This window comes from Streptomyces sp. NPDC060028 (assembly GCF_042736725.1).
Lineage (GTDB): Bacteria > Actinomycetota > Actinomycetes > Streptomycetales > Streptomycetaceae > Streptomyces.
Map to the genome: position 1 here is coordinate 18,240 of NZ_JBHWVJ010000033.1, position 20,342 is coordinate 38,581.

Below are 20,342 nucleotides of genomic sequence, written 5' to 3' on the forward strand. Positions count from 1 at the left end.
TGGGACGGTCAGACCGACGTTGTCACAGGAACCGCGGGAGCGGTGAGGGTCACCGGCAGGAAGTCGTCGATCCGTACGCCGATCCGCCACCGCCGCGCCTGGTCCGCGACCCAGCGCGCGAGCGCGAGGTCGAGGGCGGCGGGCCCGGACGGCGAACAGACGGTGACCCGGTCCGGATCGGGTCGGACGGCTCCGGGGTCGCACAGCAGGGCGCCGATGGAGACGGCCCTGAAGTCCCGTGCACCGGCGGCCGGTTCGGCCCAGTCCAGGACCGTGGTTCCGGGGCGGGCCGCCAGGGGACCGGGGTGGGGGGTGGTCGCGGTGGCGGCCAGCGACACCAACTTGTGGGCCGCCATGGCCTCTTCGGGTGTCTCGGCATAGTGCACGGCGGCGCCCGGGACGATCTTCCGGGCATCGCGGGCGAAGACGATCGCCCGCTCCTCGTCGGGGTCGAAGACGGTGAGCTCGATCAGCGAGTGGAACCGCGCCTTGACGAAGCGCAGTACCTCCAGGTTGTCGGGGCCGAGTCCGACGAGGGCGAGGCCGCGCGGCTCGGGTTCGGTGCGCAGCAGTCCGGCGGCCAGGCCCGCCGAGGCTCCGGCGCGCTTGGCCAGGATGATCGAGGCCTCGACGAACACCTCGGGGCTGCCGTCGGCCGGGGAGCCCAGCACGATGCCGGCGCCCGCGCGCACGGTGCCCTCGCAGACGCTGCCGGAGGGGCCCGCGACGCCTTCGCCGTACAGCCGGTGGGCGTCCGCGACGACCTGCAGGATCTCCGGCTCCTTGCCCTTGAGGATGTCGCGCACCTCGCGGTGTCCGATGATCAGCACAGCACCGTCTCCCTCAGCAGCTCGCCGGCCGCGAAGCCGCGGGCCGGGTCCTTCCAGAGGTGGGCGACCTCGCCGAAGTGCCGGCGCACCCAGCTGTCGTTGTAGATGGTGTCGAGGTAGCGGTCGCCGCCGTCCGGCAGGACGAGGACGACGTTCGAGCCGGGCTCGATGGCCGGGGCGAGCCGCTCCAGCGCGGAGACGACCCCGCCGGAGGAGCCGCCCGCCAGGATCGCCTCGCGCCGCACCAGCCGGCGGCAGCCGACCACACAGTCGAGGTCGGTGACGTGCAGGACCCGGTCGGCGTCACCGCGGCGCAGCAGCGGCGGCCGTACGGAGGCGCCGTGGCCGGGGATGAGCCGCGGGCAGGCCACGGGCGAGTCGAAGAGCACGCTGCCGAGGGCGTCGACGGCGTTGACGGTGGTGTGCATGCCGGTGCGCCGGATGTACTCGGCGCAGCCGCCCAGGGTGCCGCTGGTGCCGGCGGCGACGATGAGCTGGTCGACCTTGCCGTCCAGGGCCTCGGCGATCTCGGCCATGGTGGTCTCGTGGGCGAGCCGGTTGCGCGGGTTGGCGTACTGGTCGGGCCAGTACGCGTACGGGGTGGAGGCGAGCAGGTCGGCGACCCGGCGCAGCCGCATGGGCAGCAGTTCGCCGGTGACGGGATCGGGTTCGGTGATGATCTCGACCTCGGCGCCGTAGGCGTCCAGGATCGCGATGTTCTGCTCGGTGGTGCGGGCGTCGACCACGCAGATCAGGCGCAGGTCGAAGTACGCGCACAGTTGAGCGAGGCCGATGGCGAGGTTGCCCGAACTGGACTCGATCACCGTGGACTTGCCGGGGATGAGTTCCCCGGACTGGATGCGGCCCAGGACCATGCTCAGGGCGGAGCGGTCCTTGACGCTGCCGCCCGGGTTGAACCGTTCGATCTTGGCGAAGACGCGCGAGGTGAACCCCGGTACGACTCGCTCCAGTTCGACGAGCGGGGTTCCTCCCACCGTCGACAGGATTCCCTTGAGCCCCGGAGCAGCCAGGTGCCCGGCGGCGGCCTTCCTTTCGTACGCCATGTGATGCAGCCATCCTCTGCTGGGGTCGCGGGACGTGCGGGACGCGCCCCGGCCCCCGCCGCCGAGCGGCGGCAGGGGCACGGAGACGTGGGGTGGCACGGTCAGGCGTTGTTGCCGTTGTTGCCGTTGTTGCCGTTGTTGTTGTTCACGTTGTCGTTCAGGTTGTTGTTGTTGAGGTTGTTGTTCGAGTTGTTGTTGTTCACGTTGTTGTTCAGGTTGTTGTTGCTCATGTGGATTCCTCTCGTGGAGCGGTACTGCCCTGTAGCAGCGGATTCAGCTTGGCCACGAGGGCTATATCCGAGCCATACGGAGCGAGCCGGGGCATTGACAAGCCCTATAGGGGCGTCATAGCGGCGGTGCCGAGCCTGTTCGCATCCACTCGATCACCCTGCTCCGGAAGAGAGACCCCTCATGACTGCGACCGGCACCGACGCCCGCATCCGGAAAGTCGTCATCCTCGGTGGCGGTACCGCCGGCTGGATGACCGCCTCCTACCTCGGCAAGGCCCTTCAGGGCACTGTGGACATCACGGTGCTGGAGGCCCCGGCGATTCCACGCATCGGTGTCGGCGAGGCGACGGTCCCCAACCTGCACCGGGCGTTCTTCGACTTCCTCGGCATCAACGAGGACGAGTGGATGCGGGAGTGCAACGCCAGCTTCAAGATGGCGGTCCGCTTCGTGAACTGGCGCACCGGCGGCGAGGGCGAGGCCGGCGCCCGCGAGCTGGAGGCGGGCGGCCCGGACCACTTCTACCACCCCTTCGGCCTGCTCCCGGACTACGACCAGACCCCGCTCTCGCACTACTGGTTCAAGCGCAAGCACGAGGGCCTGACCACCGAGCCCTTCGACTACGCCTGCTTCCGCGAGCCGCCCGTCATGGACGCGCTGAAGTCCCCGCGCTGGATGGACGGCCGCCCGGCCACCCGCTACGCCTGGCACTTCGACGCGGCCCTCGTCGCCGACTTCCTCAGAAGATTCGCGACCGAGAAGCTCGGGGTCCATCACATCCAGGACGAGATGACCGAGGTCGAGAAGGACGAGCGCGGCTTCGTCACGGCCCTGCACACCAAGGAGGGCCGCACCCTCGACGCCGACCTCTTCGTGGACTGCTCCGGCTTCCGCGGCCTGCTGATCAACCAGGCCATGGGCGAGCCGTTCATCGACATGAGCGACCACCTCCTGTGCGACAGCGCGGTGGCCACCGCCGTCCCGCACGACGACGCCGCCAACGGCATCGAGCCGTACACCTCGGCCATCGCGATGAAGTCGGGCTGGACCTGGAAGATCCCGATGCTGGGCCGCTTCGGCACCGGCTACGTCTACTCCAGCAAGTTCGCCACGCAGGACGAGGCCACCGAGGAGTTCTGCAAGCTCTGGAACCTCGACCCGGAGACGACGAAGTTCAACCACGTCCGCTTCCGCGTCGGCCGCAACGAGCGCGCCTGGGTCAAGAACGTCGTCAGCATCGGCCTGTCCTCCGCCTTCCTGGAGCCGCTGGAGTCGACCGGCATCTACTTCATCACCGCCGCGATCTACCAGCTCGCCAAGCACTTCCCGGACCGCAACTTCACCCCGGCCCTCACCGACGCGTTCAACCGCGAGATCGAGGTGATGTTCGACGACACCCGCGACTTCATCCAGGCGCACTTCTACTACGCCCCGCGCAACGACACCCCGTTCTGGCAGGCCAACAAGGAGCTCACGCTCCCGAAGAACATCCAGGAGAAGATCTCCGCGTACAAGGCGGGCCTGCCGATCAACTCGCCGATCACCGACGAGTCCACGTACTACGGCAACTTCGAGGCCGAGTTCCGCAACTTCTGGACCAACGGCAGCTACTACTGCATCTTCGCCGGCCTCGGCCTGGAGCCGGACGCGCCGCTGCCCTCCCTCGCGCACAAGCCGGAGTCGGTCGCCGGAGCCGAGCCGCTGTTCAACACGGTCAAGCGCCAGCAGCAGAACCTGCTGGAGACCCTGCCCAGCACCTACGACTACCTGCGCCAGCTGCACGGCAAGCAGTAGTCCGTCCCCCGCACGGCCCGGCCGCCCGGATCCCCCCCTCCGGCCGGCCGGGCCGTGCTGCTCCCGGCTTGCGCAGCAGCCCGCAACCTCTCCACTCAGGAGCCCGACATGCCCGAAGCAGTGCCTCACACGCCGGCCGCGGAGGCCGACATACGGCCGTTCATGGCCGGCTTCCCGACCGGGGTCACCGTACTGACCACCCTCGACGAGGACGCCGAACCCCGTGGGATGACCTGCAGCTCGCTCGCGAGCGTCGCCCTGTCCCCGGCCACCGTCATGGTCGGCGTCCGCACCGCCAGCCCCACCCTCGAAGCCATCCTGACCGCGGGACAGTTCGCCATCAACCTGCTCCACGAGCAGGCCCGCGCCACCTCCGACCTCTTCGCCTCGGCCACCGCCGACCGCTTCGGCCTCACCGAGTGGCGGCTGCCGCTGGGCGCCGCCGGTCCGCACCTGACGGCCGACGCCCACGCCACCGCCGACTGCTGGGTCATCCGTACGATGCCCTTCGGCGACCACACGGCCGTCTTCGCCCTCGTCGAGCGCGTCACCCTGCGCGAGACCGCCGGTGCACCGCTGCTCTACGGACTGCGGCAGTACGCCGCCTGGTCCGACGCCGTCCGGGAAGGAGCCGGCCATGGCCGCCACGCCTGATCCACTGCCCGCCGTCCTGCTCGCCGTACCCGCCGTGATCCTGGCGTGCCGGGCGGGCGCGAGCCTGGTCCGGCGCTTCGGCCAGCCGGCCGTCATCGGCGAGATAGCCACCGGCATCCTGCTCGGGCCCTCGCTGCTCGGCTGGCTCTGGCCCGCCTCGCAGGCCTGGCTCTTCCCCTCCTCCGTGATCCCCTTCACCGGGATGCTCGGCAACATCGGCCTGCTCGCCTTCATGTTCCTCGTCGGCCTGGAGCTCGACCTGGGGGCGCTGCGCGGCCACAGCCGCACCGCCTTCGGGGTCAGCGGGGCGAGCATCGCCCTGCCGCTCGCGCTGGGCGTCCCGCTGGCCCTCGGCCTGTACGCGGGCTACGCCCCCGACGGCGTCGGCCGGCTGCCGTTCGTCCTGTTCGTCGCCGTCTCCGTCAGCGTCACCGCCTTCCCGGTACTCGCCCGGATCCTCACCGACCGCGGGATGTACGCCACCCCGACCGGGGCGCTCGCGATGGCCTGCGCGGCCGTCGACGACGTGGCCGCCTGGTGCCTGCTCGCCGTGGTCGTCGCCGTCACCACCAGCAGCTCGGCGATGGGCGCGGTGGTCACCGCGGCGCTGACCGTCGGCTTCGTGGTGCTGATGCTCAAGGTCGTACGTCCGCTGCTCGCGCGGATCGTGGCCCGCGCGACGGAGGACGGCGCGGGCGCCGACTCAGGCTCCGGCTCCGGCTCCGACCCGGTCTCCGGCTCCGGCCACCGCGACGGCATCCTCCTCGCCGTGCTCTTCAGCGGCCTGTGCCTGGCCGCGCTGGCCACCGACCGGATCGGGATCCACGCCCTGTTCGGCGCCTTCCTCTTCGGCGTCGTCACCCCGCGGGGCAACCCGCACGTCGCCCGCTCCGCCGGGCGGCTGCGCGCGGTCACGATGCCGCTGCTGCTCCCGCTGTTCTTCGTGCACACCGGGCTGAAGACGGACCTGGCGCTGCTGGCCGCCGATCCCGTGCAGTGGCTGTGGGCGGGCGCGGTGCTCGCCGTGGCGGTGGGCGGGAAGTGGGGCGGGTCGGCGCTCGCGGCGCGCGCCACCGGACGGCCGTGGCCGCAGGCGATGACGCTGGGAGCGCTGATGAACTGCCGGGGCCTGACGGAGCTGGTCGTGCTCAACATCGGCCTGGAGCTGGGGGTGATCGGCCCGAAGCTGTTCACCATGCTGGTCCTGATGGCGCTGGTGACCACGGCGATCACGGCCCCGGCCGTGGACCGGCTGGAACGGCGCCGCATGAAGGTGGAGTTCCCGCAGCTGACGGTGGTCCCGGACGCGCAGCCGGAGCCGCAGCAGGAGCGGGAGCGGGAACAGACACCGCAGCAGGTGCCGCAACTGACCCGGACCTGACCACGGCTGATGGTGGCCGCGCGGATCGACCCGTACCCGCCGAACCGTCCCCTCCCGGACGGAAGGCACGGGCAGATCCGGCGCGGCCACCAGAGCACGGCGGGGCGCGGACTCGTGGCCCGCGCCCTCCCCCGAATACGCCGTGGTACCACTGTGCCTGTTCGGCATATGCTCCAGCGGGCCGGAGGGCATCGTCTTGGTGCCTTGCGGGAACACGAGGGGTTTACGAACAGCCACAGGCCGGGACGAATATGCACATGCCAGCGGATGCTTCCTCCTCTCCACGGGGCCACCGGCTGAGCCCTGCCGCCCTGGAGCTCTACGCCTACGCGGTCGAGCGGCACTCCTTCACGGCGGCCGAGGCGACCGCCGCCCTCGGGTCCCCGGCCGATCCCGCGGTCACCGAGCTCACCTCGGCCCACCTGCTCCAACGGCTCCCGGACGGCGCCGCAGACGGTGGGGGCGCCGAGCGGTGGAGCGCCGTGTCCCCCCGCGCCGCCGCCGTCCGTTCACTGGCCCCGCTGGCGCTGCGCGCACGCGAGACCCACGACGAGATGGACCGCCTGCGCGGCCTGCTGGAAACCCTGGTCCCGGCGTACGAGGCGGCCACCGTACGGCGCGAACTGGAGCGGGCGGACGTGCTGGAGCTGATCACCGACCCCGCCGCCATCCACGAGCTGATCGGGCAGCTGACCGCCTCGGCCGAGCAGGAGGTGCTGACCTCCCACCCCGGCGGCGGCCGCCCCACCCGGGTCCTGGAACAGGCCATCGGCCGGGACGAGTCGCTCCTGGGCCGGGGAGTGCGGATGCGCACGATCTACCAGCACACCGCCCGCTACTCGCGCCCGACGGCCGCGTACGTGGAACGGATCGCGGCCAAAGGAGGGCAGGTCCGTACCCTCGGCGACGGTCTGATGCGGATGATCCTCATCGACCAGCACACCGGGATCATGGCCGTCCGCGACGACGTGGCCGCCGCACTGGTGGTGCGCGAGCCGAACGTCGTCAACTTCATGGTGCACGCCTTCGAACGCTCCTGGGTCGAGGCGGAGCCCTTCGCCACGACGGTCGGCCCGGACCAGGCCCGGTCCATCTCCGACGAACTGCGCCAGACCATCGTCCGGCTCCTGGCGGAGGGGCTGGAGGACAAGGTCATCGCCCGCCGGCTGGGCATGTCGGAGCGCACCTGTCAGCGCCACATCGCGGAAGTCATGCGCGCCGTGGGGGCCAAGTCCCGTTTCCAGGCGGGCTTCCTGCTGTCGGCGGCGGCATCCGCCGCGGCCGCTGCCCCTGCCTCCACGCCGGACCCGGACCCGCACCCGGACCCGGACCCGCTCAGAGCTCCGGGAGCAGCTTCCCCCGACGGGACAGCAGGAACCGCTTGAACTCCGCCACGGGCGGCGTGTCCGGATGCCCGTCGAGCCAGGCCACGCCGATCTCCCGGGCCGCGCGCGGAGCCGTCACGGTCAGCTCGACCACGCCCGGCCGGGGCACCGCGGGCGGCGGCAGCAGGGCCACCCCCAGGCCCGCGGCGACGAGGCCGCGCAGGGTCTCCGCCTCCTCGCCCTCGAACGCCACCCGGGGCGAGAACCCGGCCTCGGCGCACAGGTCGTCGGTGATCCGGCGCAGGCCGTAGCCGGGCTCCAGGGTCACGAAGGTCTCCTCCGCGGCCTCGGCGAGGCGGATCCGCTTGCGCCCCGCGAGCCGGTGGTCGTCCGGGACCACGAGCCGCAGCCGCTGCTCGTCGAGCCGGCGGGCCACCAGGTCGGGGGCGTCGGGCACCGGCGAGGTCAGGCACAGGTCGAGCTCGCCGGCGCGCAGCCGCTCCAACATGGCCTCGCCGTAGTTCTGGACGAGGGAGAAGCGCACGCCCGGATGGTCGGCGCGGAAGGCCCGGATCAGCCCGGGCACGGTCTCGGGCCCCAGGGTGTGCAGGAAGCCGAAGGCCACTTTCCCGAAAGCCGGGTCCGCGTCCTGCTGTACGGATTCGGCGGCGCGGGCGATCTCGGCGAGCGAGTCCTGCGCCGAGGCCAGGAAGGTCCGGCCCGCCGTGGTCAGGGCGACCGTACGGCCCTTGCGGGCGAACAGCGTGACGCCGAGGTCCTGTTCGAGCCGGACCATGGCCCGGGACAGGGTGGACTGCGGTACGCCCAGCTCGTGCGCGGCGCGGGTGACGTGCTCGTGCCGGGCCACGGCGACGAAGTACGCGAGGCGGGGGGCCAGCACCCGTGTCACTGCCATGTCTTCTTCGTAACGGTTCATCGACATACGACCCTCTGAGCTGGGGTGATGCATCAGTGGATCGATTATCTCGATTCTGTGCATTGGACGCATGAAAAACGGCGGCCTACCGTTTTCCCATGCCTCCCGCTCATACCGGGGCGCCCGTCATCGCGGGTGCCTCCACCTCGTCGTCTCCTGCACCGGCGCTCGAAGCCCACTCCCCCGGCCGCCCCGGCTACCGCCGCCTGAGCCTCGCGCTCTTCGCCGCCGGACTGGCCACCTTCGCCCTCCTCTACTCCACCCAGGCACTGCTGCCCGCGATCTCCGAGGACTTCGGGGTGACGGCGGGTCAGGCCAGCTGGACGGTGTCCGCGGCCACCGGGGCGCTCGCGCTGTTCGTCCTGCCGCTCAGCGCCCTGTCCGAGCGGTTCGGCCGGACCCGGATGATGACCTGCTCGATGGCGGTGGCGGTCGGGGTCGCCCTCCTCGTGCCCCTCGCGCCGAACCTGGAGTGGCTGGTCGCCCTGCGCGCCGTCCAGGGCGCGGCGATCGCCGGCATCCCCGCCTCCGCGATGGCGTACCTGGCCGAGGAGGTCAAGCCGAAGGCCCTGGTCGCCGCGATCGGCCTGTTCGTCGCCGGCAATTCCATCGGCGGCATGAGCGGCCGCCTCGTCACCGGCTGGGCGGCGCAGGCCTGGGGCTGGCGGGCGGCCCTGTTCACGGTCGGCGCGCTGTCCCTGGTGTGCGCGGTGGCCTTCCGCGTCCTGCTCCCCCGGGCCCGATTCTTCCGCCCGGCCTCGCTGAACCCGCGCGCGGTGCGGCGTACCGTCTCCGGCCACCTGCGCGACCCGCTGCTGCTGCGCCTGTACGGGATCGGCGCGCTGTTCATGACCGTGTTCGGCGCCGTGTACACCGTCATCGGCTACCGCCTGGTGGAGGAGCCGTTCTCCCTCGGGCAGGGGGTGATCGGCTCGATCTTCCTGATCTACCTGGTGGGTACGGTCTCCTCCGCGGCCGCCGGCCGGCTGGTGGGCCGCCTGGGCCGCCGCGGCGCGCTCTACCTGGCGGTCACCACCACCGCGCTGGGCCTGCTGTGCTCGCTCTCGCAGTCGCTGGCGGTGATCCTGCTGGGCCTGGTCCTGATCACGGCGGGGTTCTTCGCGGGGCACGCCGTGGCCTCGGCGGCGGTGAGCCGCACGGCGCAGACGGGCCGCGCGCAGGCCTCCGCGCTCTACCAGTCGGCGTACTACCTGGGCTCCAGCGCCGGCGGCACCCTGGGCGCCCTCGCCTACCACTGGGCGGGCTGGGCGGCCACGACCGGCATCGCCCTGCTCGCGGTGCTCGGCGTCGTCTCGATCACCCTGTACGGGTCCCACGCGGCGCGAGCCGCACGGTTCGCCCTCCCGGCTGCGACTGTCAGAGCCGTCCGGTAGTTTCCGAAGCATCGGTTCTAGCAGGGGGCGACGGACATGACGGATCTGGCGACGGCCAATGACCTCGACGCGGCGATGGACCGCCACCGCGTCGAACTGACCGGCTACTGCTACCGGATGCTCGGCTCCTCCTTCGACGCCGAGGACGCGGTGCAGGACACGTACATCCGTGCCTGGCGCGCGTACGAGAAGTTCGAGGGCCGCTCCTCGCTGCGCTCGTGGCTGTACCGGATCGCCACGAACGTCTGCCTGGACCTGCTGAACGCGGGGAACAAGCGGGCCCGCCCGATGGACCTGACCGCCCCGCAGCACCAGGCCTCGGCCGTGCTGAGCGAGCGGCCCGAGGTGACCTGGCTGGAGCCGGTCCCCGACGGCCGGGTGCTGCCGCAGACCGCCGACCCGGCGGAGATGGCCCTCGCGAAGGAGTCCGTACGGCTCGCCTTCGTGGCGGCGCTCCAGCACCTGCCGGCCAAGCAGCGGGCCGTGCTGATCCTGCGCGAGGTGCTGGCCTGGAAGGCCGACGAGGTCGCCGCGCTGCTGGAGACCACCGTGGCCTCCGTGAACAGCGCCCTCCAGCGTGCCCGGGCCACCCTGGCCGGCCGGGGGCTGCGCGAGAGCGACCCGGCGGACCCGCTGGACGCGCAGCAGGCCAGGCTGCTGGAGCAGTACCTCTCGGCCTTCGAGGCGTACGACATCTCGCGCCTGACCACGCTGCTGCACGAGGACGCGGTGCTGTCGATGCCGCCGTTCGACCTCTGGCTGCGGGGCCACGAGGACATCGCGGCCTGGCACCTCAACCAGGGCATCGGCTGCAAGGGCTCCCGCCTGATCCCGACGACGGCGAACGGCCTGCCGGCCTTCGGCCAGTACCGCCCGCGGGAAGACGGGAAGCCGGGCCACGTCCCGTGGGCACTCCAGGTTTTGGAGATCTCAGACGGCAAGATCGTCGGGCTCAACGCCTTCCTCGACACCGCCCGCTGGTTCCCCCTCTTCGACCTCCCCGAGCAACTCGACGAGCCCGACGAGGTGCAGCAGGGCGCGTAGCGCGGGCGCGACCCCGACCACCCGCAACGCCCGCCCCCGCGCGACCAGCCGCAACCGCGCGAGCACCTCGACGGCGGCCAGCCCGGGCGCGGTAACGGCGCCGGCGTCGCACACCACGGCCCCGGCCCCGGCCTCATAGAGCCGGGCGAGCCGCGCGCACAACAGCGCTACGTCCTGTTCGGCGGGACTGGGCCCGGGCAGCACGAGTCGAGTGATCTCCACGAGGGGATGACTTCCTCACGGCCGGGAACTCATCGGCGCCGGGCGGTCCCGTCAGGGGGTGGGGAACGTGGAGGTGTCGATCTGGAGACCGAAGGGCGCCGGGAGGTGGAAGGCGTCGCCGAACTTGCCGGCTTGGATCACCCGGTACACACCGTCCGTCGGCTCGCCGTACAGCGTCACGGTGGGCCCGCCGGGCGCGAATGAGTCGATGAGGAGGTACAGCGGTACGCCGGCGTGGGCGTACCCCCTGGCCTTCGCGATGCGGTCATGCGAGGCGTTCGACGGGGAGGTCACTTCCACTACGAGTTCTGCCGCAGCGGCGGGCACGTAGTGCTCGGACTCCGAAAGCAGGTCGCTGGCCATGACCAGCAGATCCGGGATGAACATTCCCTTACGGGACGGAATGGCGACGCTCTGCACCTGATAGATGCCCCACTCTTCCGGAATGACCGAGTACAGCTTGCGCTGGACCGTCTCTGTGATGCTGTTGTGTGCGTTGGCGGGCGTCGGTGCCACGGTGATGATCCCCTCGATGATCTCCACCTTGCAGCCCTCCGGCCAGTCCGTCTCCTCCCAGAGGTGGACAAGGCCCTCCCAGCTATCGCCGTTGACCGGCTCGTGCTGGACCGTGAGTGCGCTCATGGTGTGCTCCTCAAGCTGTTGGCACCGGTCCCAGCATGCCGAACGGGACCGGCGGAGGTCCACCGGTCCCGTTCAGTCAGACGGGTGAGCGCAGGTCAGGCGATGCGGTCCAGCACGATCGGGGTGGCGGAGAAGGCCGTGCCCGCCGGGGCGACGTCGTACGCGCCCTCCAGGGAGGCCAGGGCGTAGTCGAACTTCTCCGGGGTGTCCGTGTGCAGGGTCATCAGCGGCTGGCCCGCGGTCACCGTGTCGCCCGGCTTCGCGTGGAGCTCGATGCCCGCGCCCGCCTGGACGGGGTCCTCCTTGCGGGCGCGGCCCGCGCCGAGCCGCCAGGCGCCGACGCCCACCGCGTACGCGTCCAGGCGGGTCAGGACGCCCGACGCCGAGGCGGTGACCACGTGCTGCTCGCGGGCCACGGGCAGCGCCGCGTCCGGGTCGCCGCCCTGGGCGGCGATCATCCGGCGCCACACGTCCATCGCGGAGCCGTCGGCCAGGGCCTTCTCCGGGTCGGCGTCCTTGATGCCCGCGGCGTCCAGCATCTCCCGGGCCAGGGCCAGGGTCAGCTCGACGACGTCGGAGGGGCCGCCACCGGCCAGGACCTCGACGGACTCGCGGATCTCCAGCGCGTTGCCCGCGGTGAGGCCCAGCGGGGTGGACATGTCGGTCAGCAGCGCGACCGTCTTGACCCCGTGGTCCGTGCCCAGGCCGACCATCGTGGAGGCCAGCTCACGGGCGTCCTCGATGGTCTTCATGAAGGCGCCGGTGCCGACCTTCACGTCCAGGACCAGCGAGCCCGTGCCCTCGGCGATCTTCTTGGACATGATCGAGGAGGCGATCAGCGGGATGGCCTCGACGGTGCCCGTCACATCGCGCAGCGCGTACAGCTTCTTGTCCGCCGGGGCCAGGCCGTCGCCCGCCGCGCAGATGACAGCGCCCGTGGTGTCCAGGACGTGCAGCATCTCCTCGTTGGAGAGCAGCGCACGCCAGCCGGGGATGGACTCCAGCTTGTCCAGGGTGCCGCCGGTGTGGCCGAGCCCGCGGCCGGACAGCTGCGGTACGGCGGCGCCGCAGGCCGCGACCAGCGGGGCGAGCGGCAGCGTGATCTTGTCGCCGACGCCGCCGGTGGAGTGCTTGTCGGCGGTGGGGCGCGAGAGGGAGTCGAAGTTCATGCGCTCGCCGCTCGCGATCATCGCGGCGGTCCAGCGGGCGATCTCCGCGCGGTTCATGCCGTTCAGCAGGATGGCCATGGCCAGCGCCGACATCTGCTCGTCGGCGACGACACCGCGGGTGTACGCGTCGATGACCCAGTCGATCTGCTCGGGGCTCAGCTCGCCGCGATCGCGCTTGGTACGGATGACGGAGATGACGTCCATGTGGTGCTTCCTTCTACGCGCATAGAGAGAGGGGGGTGGTACGGGAGGGAGGGAAGGGGGACGGCCCTCCGCCCGGCAGGGCGAAGGGCCGTCGGTACGGCTATCTCAAGTGGTCGGGCCCGAAGGCCTGGGGCAGCATCTGCGCCAGCGTGAGGATCCCGTCGGGGGTCTCCACCAGCAGCTCGGGGCCGCCGAATTCGTACAGGAGCTGTCGGCAGCGCCCGCAGGGGACGAGTACGTCGCCCTTGCCGTCGACGCAGGTGAAGTGCGTCAGGCGGCCGCCGCCCGTGGCCTGGAGGGAGGAGACCAGGCCGCACTCGGCGCACAGGCCGAGCCCGTAGCTCGCGTTCTCCACGTTGCAGCCGACAACCACGCGGCCGTCGTCGACGAGCGCGGCGACACCGACCGGGAAGCCCGAGTAGGGGGCGTACGCCCGGGACATGGCGTCCCGGGCGGCCTCCCGCAGGGCCTCCCAATCGGGGCTGAGCGCCGTCGTCACTTGCCCTGGCCCTTGCGGTACGGCATGCCGTCCGCCTTCGGCATCCGCAGCCGCTGCGAGGAGAGCGCGAGCACCAGCAGCGTCGTCACGTACGGGGCCGCGTCCACGAACTGGCTCGGCACCGAGTCGGTGAGGGCGTACCAGAGGAAGAGCAGCCCGGCGAAGACCGCCGCGATGCCCGCCTGGACGTACTTCTTCTTGTAGAGCTGCCAGGCCGCGACCAGGACCAGGACGATCGCGATCAGCAGCAGCATCGCGTGGACGTTCTCCGCGCCGCCGCGCAGCTTGAGGCTGTCGACGAAGCCGAACAGGCCGGCGCCCAGCGCCATGCCGCCCGGCATCCAGTTACCGAAGATCATCGCGGCGAGACCGATGTAACCGCGGCCGCCGGTCTGGCCCTCCTGGTAGATCGGGCTGGCGACGAGCGACAGGAACGCACCGCCGAGGCCGGCGAGGCCGCCGGAGACGATCACGGCGATGTACTTGTACTTGTAGACGTTGACGCCGAGGGACTCCGCGGCGATCGGATTCTCGCCGCAGGAGCGCAGCCGCAGGCCGAAGGTGGTGCGCCACAGCACCCACCAGGTGCCGGGGATGAGCAGCAGCGCGACGACGGTCAGCAGGGACAGGCCGGTGACCAGGCCGCCGACGAGGCCGGCGAGGTCGGAGACGAAGAACCAGTGTTTGCCCTGCAGGGTCGCCATCCAGTCGGACAGCCCTGGCACGGTGATCTTGTAGATCTCCTCGACGCGCGGGGACTGCTTGGAGGAGCCGCCCGGGGCGTCGGCGAACGTGAAGTTCGACAGGTACTGGGTGAAGCCCAGCGCCAGGATGTTGACGGCCACACCGGAGACGATGTGGTTGACGTTGAAGGTGACCGTGATGATCGCGTGCAGCAGGCCGCCGATGGCGCCGCCGATGACGCCGGCGATGACGCCGGTCCACGGACCCCACTGGTAGCCGGCCCAGGCACCGAACCAGGTGCCGAGGATCATCATGCCTTCGAGGCCGATGTTGACGACGCCCGCGCGCTCGGCCCACAGGCCGCCGAGGCCGGCGAGGCCGATCGGGACGGCGAGGGAGAGGGCGCCGGAGACCTGGCCGATCGAGGTCAGGTCGTTGGCGCCGGAGATCAGCCGGACCACCGAGACCAGCGCGAGGCCGGCCGCGAGGATGATCATGATCCAGGGCAGGGTCAGCTTCTTGCGGCCGCTGGACTTCTTGGGTGCGGCGCTCGTGGCGGAAACGGTGCTGGTGCTCACGCCGCGACCTCCTTATCGGTCTTGATGGCGTGGCCTGCGGCCAGTTCCTCGCCGACCTTCTGCTGCTGGCGTCGGACGCCGTAGCGGCCGACGAGTTCGTACGAGACGACGACCGCGATCACGATCAGGCCCTTCATGATCGTGCCGATCTCCTTCGCGTACCCGGCCTGGTCGAGCGAGGCCGAGGCCTTGTCGATGAAGGCCATCAGGAACGCGGCGAAGAGCATGCCGACCGGGCTGTTGCGTCCGAGCAGCGCGATGGTGATGCCGGTGAAGCCGACACCGACCGGGAAGGCCAGGTTGTACGTGTGGGTCTCGCCCAGGAGCTGCGGCATGCCGGCGAGGCCGGCGACGGCTCCGGAGATGAGCATCGCGGTGACGATCATCTTCTTGGCGTCCACGCCGGAGGCCTGCGCGGCGGACTCGCTGGCGCCGGTGGCGCGCAGGTCGAAGCCGAAGCGGGTCCGGTTGAGGACGAACCAGTAGACGATGCCGAGGGCGAACGCCACGAAGGTGAAGCCGTAGATCTCCAGGCCGTCGCCCAGCGACATGGCCGGGAACCAGCCGGACTCCGGGATCTCGCCGGTGGTCAGGTCGTTGGAGCCGGCCGGCTGGACGCCGAGGTTCTTCGGCAGGATCAGCCAGGCGATCATGCTGGTCGCGATGGCGTTCAGCATGATCGTGGAGACGACCTCGCTGACGCCGCGCTTGGCCTTCAGGACGCCGGCGATGCCGGCCCAGGCGGCGCCGACCAGCATCGCGACGACGATGATCAGCAGGATGTGCAGCGGGCCGGGCAGCGTCACGGACGCACCGACGACCGCGGACACCATCGCCGCGAAGCGGTACTGGCCGTCGACGCCGATGTTGAAGAGGTTCATCCGGAAGCCGATGGCCACGGCCAGGGCCGCCAGGTAGTACGTACCGGCCTGGTTGACGATGAGGACCTGGACGTCCTCGTAGCCGGCGTTCTCCACCATCAGGCGCAGGGGCTCGATCGGGTCGATGCCCGTCGCCCCCAGCACGATCATGGTCAGCAGGAAGGCGCTGACCAGCGCGAGCACGGGCCCGGCGATGCCGAGGATCAGCCGGTCCTTGTCGAATTTCTTCATCGGGCCTCGTCCTCCGTGGGGTCGGTACCAGCGTCGGCACCGGCGGCGGAGTGGTTGTCGGGTGCTTCCAGGTGCCCCGAGGCGGCGCCCGTCATGGCGGTGCCGAGTTCCTCGGGGGTGACGGTCGCGGGGTCGGCGTCCGCGACCAGGCGGCCGCGGTAGATGACGCGCAGGGTGTCGGACAGGCCGATCAGCTCGTCCAGGTCCGCGGAGATCAGGAGCACGGCCAGGCCCTCGCGACGGGCCTCGCGGATCGCGTCCCAGATCTGCGCCTGCGCACCGACGTCCACACCACGGGTGGGGTGGGCGGCGATGAGGAACTTCGGGTTGTGGCTCATCTCCCGGCCGACGATCAGCTTCTGCTGGTTGCCGCCGGAGAGCGAGGCCGCGGTGACCTCGATGCCGGGCGTGCGGACGTCGTACTCGCGCACGATCCGCTCGGTGTCCTTGCGGGCGGCCTTCGTGTCGAGGATGCCGCGCTTGGAGTTGGGAGCCTCGGTGACGTGGCCCAGGATGCGGTTCTCCCACAGGGAGGACTCCAGCAGCAGGCCGTGCCGGTGGCGGTCCTCCGGGATGTACCCGATGCCGCCCGTGCGGCGCTCGCGCACCGGGGCCTTGGTGATGTCCCGGCCGTCCAGCGTGATCACGCCCGCGTCGGCGGAGTTCATGCCCATGAGGGCTTCGATCAGCTCGGTCTGGCCGTTGCCCTCGACACCGGCGATGCCGAGGATCTCGCCCTTGTGGATGGTGAAGGTGACGTCGTCCAGCAGGAGGCGGCCGGCTTCGACGTGCTCGCGGAGGGTGGAGTCCTCCGGGGCCTGGCGCACCAGGATCTCCGGCTCCGCGCCGACGGAGTCGCTCGCAGCGAGGGTCAGGCCCTCCACCTTCAGCATCGGGACGTCCGTCACGGTCGACTCGCGGGTCTCCGGCGAGGGCAGTTCCGCGCCGACCATCAGCTCGGCGAGCTGCTTGGTGGTGGCGGTCTTCGGGTCGGCGGTGCCGACCGTGGTGCCGCGCCGGATGACGGTGATGTCGTCGGCGACCTTCAGCACCTCGCCGAGCTTGTGCGAGATGAAGATGACGGTCAGGCCCTCGGCCTTGAGCTCGCGCAGGTTGTCGAAGAGCGCGTCGACCTCCTGCGGCACGAGCACCGCGGTCGGCTCGTCGAGGATGAGGATCTTGGCGCCGCGGTAGAGGACCTTGAGGATCTCCACGCGCTGCCGGTCGGCGACACCGAGGTCCTCGACCAGCGCGTCGGGACGCACGCCGAGGCCGTACGCGTCCGAGATCTCCTTGATCTTCTTACGGGCCTTCGCGCCGATGCCGTACAGCTTCTCGCCGCCGAGGACCACGTTCTCCAGGACGGTGAGGTTGTCGGCCAGCATGAAGTGCTGGTGCACCATGCCGATGCCGCGGGCGATGGCGTCGCCGGGGCTGTGGAAGGCGACCTGCTCCCCGTCGATGGCGATGGTGCCCTCGTCCGGCTTCTGCATGCCGTAGAGGATCTTCATCAGGGTCGACTTGCCGGCGCCGTTCTCGCCGATCAAGGCATGGACCGTGCCCTTGCGGACGGTGATCGCGATGTCCTTGTTGGCGACGACGCCGGGGAAGCGCTTGGTGATGCCGTGCAGTTCTACGGCGGGGGGCGGGCTGGACGCGTTGATGACGCACTCTCCTTGGCGCGGAGGAGCCGGAGGCGGGGCAAGGGACAGGACGGATCGGCCGGGCGGGTGGGCGGGAGCAGGACGGTATCGCGTCCACGACGCCTCTACGCGCGTAGCACTGTCTAAAGTGAAAACTTGCGGCCAACTGGCCACACAAGACGGACTTTGACCCTGTGGAACGCGGCTCGGGGCCCGGGAGCGATTGAGACCGCTACCCGGACCCCGGAGACCACGAACCAGTCGTCGGACGAAACCTTACGGCGCGGTCTTGACGGTGATCTTCTTGGCGATGATGTCGGCCTTGGCCTTCTCCACCGCGGCGATGACGTCGGTCATCTTCTTGTACTCGGGGTTGGAGTCGGCCAGGCCGACGCCGTCCTTGTCCAGGCCGTAGCGGATCTCACCGGTCTGCGGCTTGCCGTCCTGGACCGACTTGATCAGGTTGAAGACGGACTGCGAGACCTGCTTGGTGACCGAGGTCAGGATGTGGTCCTTGTACTTCGACAGACCGGCCTGGTTGTACTGGTCGGAGTCGACGCCGATGGCCCACTTGCCCTTGGCCGCGGTGGCCTCGATGGCACCGGTGCCGGCCAGACCGGCGGCCGCGTAGACCACGTCGGCGCCACCGTCGAGCTGGCCCTGCGCGGTGGCCTTGCCGAGGTCGGGCTTGGAGAAGCCGTCGAAGTTCGGGGGCTGCGTCAGGTACTGGGTGAGCACCTTGGCGTTCGGGTTGGTGTCCTTGACGCCCTGGACGAAGCCCGCCTCGAACTTCTTGATCAGCGGAACCTCGACACCGCCGATGAAGCCGACCGTGCCGGTCTTCGAGACCTTGGCGGCGGCGACGCCGGCCAGGTAGGAGCCCTGCTCCTCGTTGAAGACCAGGTTCGCGACGTTCTTGTCGACCACCGAGGTGTCGTCGATGATGCCGAACGTGGTGTTCGGGAACTTCGGCGCGACCTTCTTGATGGCCGGGGCGTAGGCGAAGCCGACGCCGATGACCGGGTTGTTGCCCTTGCGGGCCAGCTCGGTGAGGCGCTGGACCTTGTCGGCCTCGCCCTCACCGTCGGTGGGCTCCGCCTCGGCGCCCTTGACCTTCAGCTCCTTCTCGGCGAGCTGGAGACCCTCGTAGGCGGCGTCGTTGAACGACTGGTCTCCGCGGCCGCCGACGTCGTACGCGAGGGCGACGGACGCCTCCTTGTTGTCGGAGGCGGCGTCCGAGGACTTCTTACCGCCACAGGCGGTGGCCGAGAGGGCCAGCGCCGCGGACGCGATGCCCACGGTGGCGATCCTGGTGATCCGGCGCAAGGGGAGGCTCCTTCAAAACCTGACCGAAGCGCCACGACCGGCGCTGGTTTCGCGGCGATCGTAACGCGCGTAGATGTCAGTTAAAGGCCCGTTCATGAGTCGTTATCGGATCGTCGCGAACCAGACAGTGACCGACCGGTAACTCCTCACGTGCCCAGCCCTTGTGTACCAAGGGCTGGACACGTCCGTCGCCGGACGCTCGGATGTTGTACCGACTTTTACCGGCCGACCCGCGCACGCCGCGCGTCGAGGCGTCCCTCACCGCTTCCGTCCAGCAGCGCGGCGGCCGTGAAGAACTCCACGCCGACCCCGATCGCGGACTCGTCCACGTCGAAGTCGCCCCGGTGCAGGTCCCCCTTGGCGGTGTCACCGGGCGTACGGACACCGAGGCGGGCCATGGCCCCGGGCACGTGCTCCAGGTACCAGGAGAAGTCCTCCCCGCCCAGGCTCTGCTCGGTGTCCTCGACCGACTCGGCGCCGAGCCGCGCCCCCATCGCCTCGCGCAGCAGTTCGGTGACCACCGGGTCGTTGACGACCGGCGGCACACCGCGCACGTAGGTGATTTCGGACTTCGCCCGGTGCAGCGAGGCGATCTCGTCGATCGCCGCGTGGATCTGGTCCGGGGCCTCGTGCCAGGCGTTCAGGTCCAGGCACCGGATGGTTCCGGACAGCTCCGCGTGCATCGGGATGACGTTGCAGGCGTGCCCGGCCTCGATGCGGCCCCAGGTGACCGACATCCCCGAGCGGGCGTCCATCCGGCGCGACAGCACGGCCGGCAGGTCCACGGCGAGCCGGGCGGCCGCGGTCACCAGGTCGGTGGTCAGGTGCGGCCGGGCGGTGTGCCCGCCGGGTCCGGCGAGGGCGACCTCCAGCCGGTCGCAGGCCGAGGTGATGGGGCCGGGGCGCAGCCCGATCCGCCCCGCGTCGACCCGGGGGTCGCAGTGGACCGCGACGATCCGGCCCACGCCGTCCAGCACCCCGGACTCGATGGCCTCGGCGGCGCCACCGGGGAGCACCTCCTCGGCGGGCTGGAACAGCAGCCGCACCGGCCGGGGCAGCAGACCCTCGCGGTCGAGCTCGGCGAGCACCAGGCCGGCGCCGAGCACGACGGCGGTGTGCACGTCGTGGCCGCAGGCGTGGGCGCGGTCCGGGAAGACGGAGCGGTACGAGACGTGCGTCTTGGCATCCGGGATGGGCAGGGCGTCGATGTCCGCGCGCAGGGCCAGCATCGGCCGGCCGCCGTCCCATGCCCCCACGTCACAGATCAGACCCGTGCCGGATTTCAGCACGCGTGGGCGAAGGCCGGCTTTTTCCAGCCGGGCCTTGATCGCCGCCGTGGTGCGGAACTCGTGGTTTCCGAGCTCGGGATGCATGTGCAAGTCCCGGCGGAAGGCGATCAGTTCGGCGCGCAGGTGGTCCGGAAGCTTGCCGGGCAGCTCGGGCCGGTCGGGCTTGCCGGGCAGGGCGGTCTGGGACTCGCGGGACATCAACTGGTTCACCCGTTGAAGGGTAGGCGCACGCACCGGTCAACTGGTCGGGGATCACTAAAAGTTCATGCCGTTAGGGGAAAGAAACCCGGCCTCTGGACGCATGACCGGTTGCGGCCGGGGGT

At 70.6% G+C, this 20,342-nt stretch carries 19 protein-coding genes; 6 read left to right on the plus strand and 13 right to left on the minus strand.

The window, feature by feature from the left end; translation table 11 throughout:
• Positions 1–8: 8 nt before the first annotated feature.
• The 3 genes from ACFWBF_RS18390 to ACFWBF_RS18400 all read right to left on the minus strand — a co-directional run bounded on the left by ACFWBF_RS18390 (position 9) and on the right by ACFWBF_RS18400 (position 2,124).
• Positions 9–830, minus strand: coding sequence for a 2,3-diaminopropionate biosynthesis protein SbnB (locus ACFWBF_RS18390; RefSeq protein WP_385602492.1), 822 nt, complete (start codon positions 828–830; stop codon positions 9–11).
• Positions 824–1,894: a 2,3-diaminopropionate biosynthesis protein SbnA gene (gene sbnA, locus ACFWBF_RS18395; RefSeq protein WP_385602495.1), complete on the minus strand. Its 1,071-nt coding sequence runs from the start codon at positions 1,892–1,894 to the stop codon at positions 824–826. Before sbnA ends, ACFWBF_RS18390 begins: the two co-directional genes overlap by 7 nt.
• A 101-nt stretch (positions 1,895–1,995) precedes the next feature.
• Positions 1,996–2,124 carry a hypothetical protein gene (locus ACFWBF_RS18400; RefSeq protein WP_385602498.1) on the minus strand — a complete coding sequence of 43 codons (129 nt, stop codon included), beginning with the start codon at positions 2,122–2,124 and terminating at the stop codon, positions 1,996–1,998.
• Between the two features lie 181 nt (positions 2,125–2,305).
• Here ACFWBF_RS18400 and ACFWBF_RS18405 point away from each other — a divergent pair, with 181 nt between their 5' ends.
• From ACFWBF_RS18405 to ACFWBF_RS18420, 4 genes are all read left to right on the plus strand, one after another.
• The gene (locus ACFWBF_RS18405; protein WP_385602501.1) at positions 2,306–3,916 is read left to right on the plus strand and encodes a tryptophan halogenase family protein; all 1,611 of its coding nucleotides are present in this window, start codon (positions 2,306–2,308) and stop codon (positions 3,914–3,916) included.
• Between the two features lie 108 nt (positions 3,917–4,024).
• Positions 4,025–4,570: a flavin reductase family protein gene (locus ACFWBF_RS18410; protein WP_385602504.1), complete on the plus strand. Its 546-nt coding sequence runs from the start codon at positions 4,025–4,027 to the stop codon at positions 4,568–4,570.
• Positions 4,554–5,951, plus strand: a complete 1,398-nt coding sequence (locus ACFWBF_RS18415; protein WP_385602506.1) for a cation:proton antiporter — start codon at positions 4,554–4,556, stop codon at positions 5,949–5,951. Before ACFWBF_RS18410 ends, ACFWBF_RS18415 begins: the two co-directional genes overlap by 17 nt.
• 257 nt (positions 5,952–6,208) lie before the next feature.
• The gene (locus ACFWBF_RS18420; protein ID WP_385602509.1) at positions 6,209–7,336 is read left to right on the plus strand and encodes a LuxR C-terminal-related transcriptional regulator; all 1,128 of its coding nucleotides are present in this window, start codon (positions 6,209–6,211) and stop codon (positions 7,334–7,336) included.
• Here the strand turns inward: ACFWBF_RS18420 and ACFWBF_RS18425 are convergent.
• Entirely contained in the window at positions 7,287–8,249 is a 963-nt protein-coding gene (locus ACFWBF_RS18425; RefSeq protein WP_385602640.1) for a LysR family transcriptional regulator, read from the minus strand. The genes ACFWBF_RS18420 and ACFWBF_RS18425 overlap by 50 nt on opposite strands.
• Positions 8,250–8,311: 62 nt before the next feature.
• Between ACFWBF_RS18425 and ACFWBF_RS18430 the strand changes: the two genes are divergently transcribed.
• Complete coding sequence (locus ACFWBF_RS18430; protein ID WP_385602512.1) at positions 8,312–9,607, plus strand: MFS transporter; 1,296 nt, start codon at positions 8,312–8,314, stop codon at positions 9,605–9,607.
• 36 nt (positions 9,608–9,643) lie between these two features.
• On the plus strand, positions 9,644–10,651 hold the full coding sequence (locus ACFWBF_RS18435) for a sigma-70 family RNA polymerase sigma factor (RefSeq protein WP_385602514.1): 1,008 nt from the start codon (positions 9,644–9,646) through the stop codon (positions 10,649–10,651).
• Here ACFWBF_RS18435 and ACFWBF_RS18440 read toward each other — a convergent pair.
• The 9 genes from ACFWBF_RS18440 to ACFWBF_RS18480 form a co-directional block, all read right to left on the minus strand.
• Entirely contained in the window at positions 10,538–10,873 is a 336-nt protein-coding gene (locus tag ACFWBF_RS18440; RefSeq protein WP_385602517.1) for an STAS domain-containing protein, read from the minus strand. The two genes, ACFWBF_RS18435 and ACFWBF_RS18440, sit on opposite strands and share 114 nt — an antisense overlap.
• Positions 10,874–10,924: 51 nt before the next feature.
• Complete coding sequence (locus ACFWBF_RS18445) at positions 10,925–11,515, minus strand: Uma2 family endonuclease (RefSeq protein ID WP_385602520.1); 591 nt, start codon at positions 11,513–11,515, stop codon at positions 10,925–10,927.
• A 95-nt stretch (positions 11,516–11,610) separates the two neighbouring features.
• Positions 11,611–12,888 (minus strand): thymidine phosphorylase, encoded by a 1,278-nt coding sequence (locus ACFWBF_RS18450; protein ID WP_385602523.1) that lies wholly within the window; start codon positions 12,886–12,888, stop codon positions 11,611–11,613.
• 100 nt (positions 12,889–12,988) lie between these two features.
• Complete coding sequence (locus ACFWBF_RS18455) at positions 12,989–13,387, minus strand: cytidine deaminase (protein ID WP_385602525.1); 399 nt, start codon at positions 13,385–13,387, stop codon at positions 12,989–12,991.
• A complete protein-coding gene (locus ACFWBF_RS18460) occupies positions 13,384–14,649 on the minus strand; it encodes an ABC transporter permease (protein WP_385602528.1) in 1,266 nt (421 codons plus the stop codon). The genes ACFWBF_RS18455 and ACFWBF_RS18460 overlap by 4 nt, the downstream gene beginning before the upstream one ends.
• Positions 14,646–15,761, minus strand: a complete 1,116-nt coding sequence (locus tag ACFWBF_RS18465; RefSeq protein WP_385602530.1) for an ABC transporter permease — start codon at positions 15,759–15,761, stop codon at positions 14,646–14,648. The genes ACFWBF_RS18460 and ACFWBF_RS18465 overlap by 4 nt, the downstream gene beginning before the upstream one ends.
• The gene (locus ACFWBF_RS18470; protein WP_385602643.1) at positions 15,758–17,425 is read right to left on the minus strand and encodes an ABC transporter ATP-binding protein; all 1,668 of its coding nucleotides are present in this window, start codon (positions 17,423–17,425) and stop codon (positions 15,758–15,760) included. The genes ACFWBF_RS18465 and ACFWBF_RS18470 overlap by 4 nt, the downstream gene beginning before the upstream one ends.
• Positions 17,426–17,680: 255 nt before the next feature.
• Complete coding sequence (locus ACFWBF_RS18475; RefSeq protein ID WP_385602533.1) at positions 17,681–18,730, minus strand: BMP family protein; 1,050 nt, start codon at positions 18,728–18,730, stop codon at positions 17,681–17,683.
• A 218-nt stretch (positions 18,731–18,948) separates the two neighbouring features.
• Positions 18,949–20,217, minus strand: coding sequence for an amidohydrolase (locus ACFWBF_RS18480; RefSeq protein ID WP_385602646.1), 1,269 nt, complete (start codon positions 20,215–20,217; stop codon positions 18,949–18,951).
• Positions 20,218–20,342 lie beyond the last annotated feature (125 nt).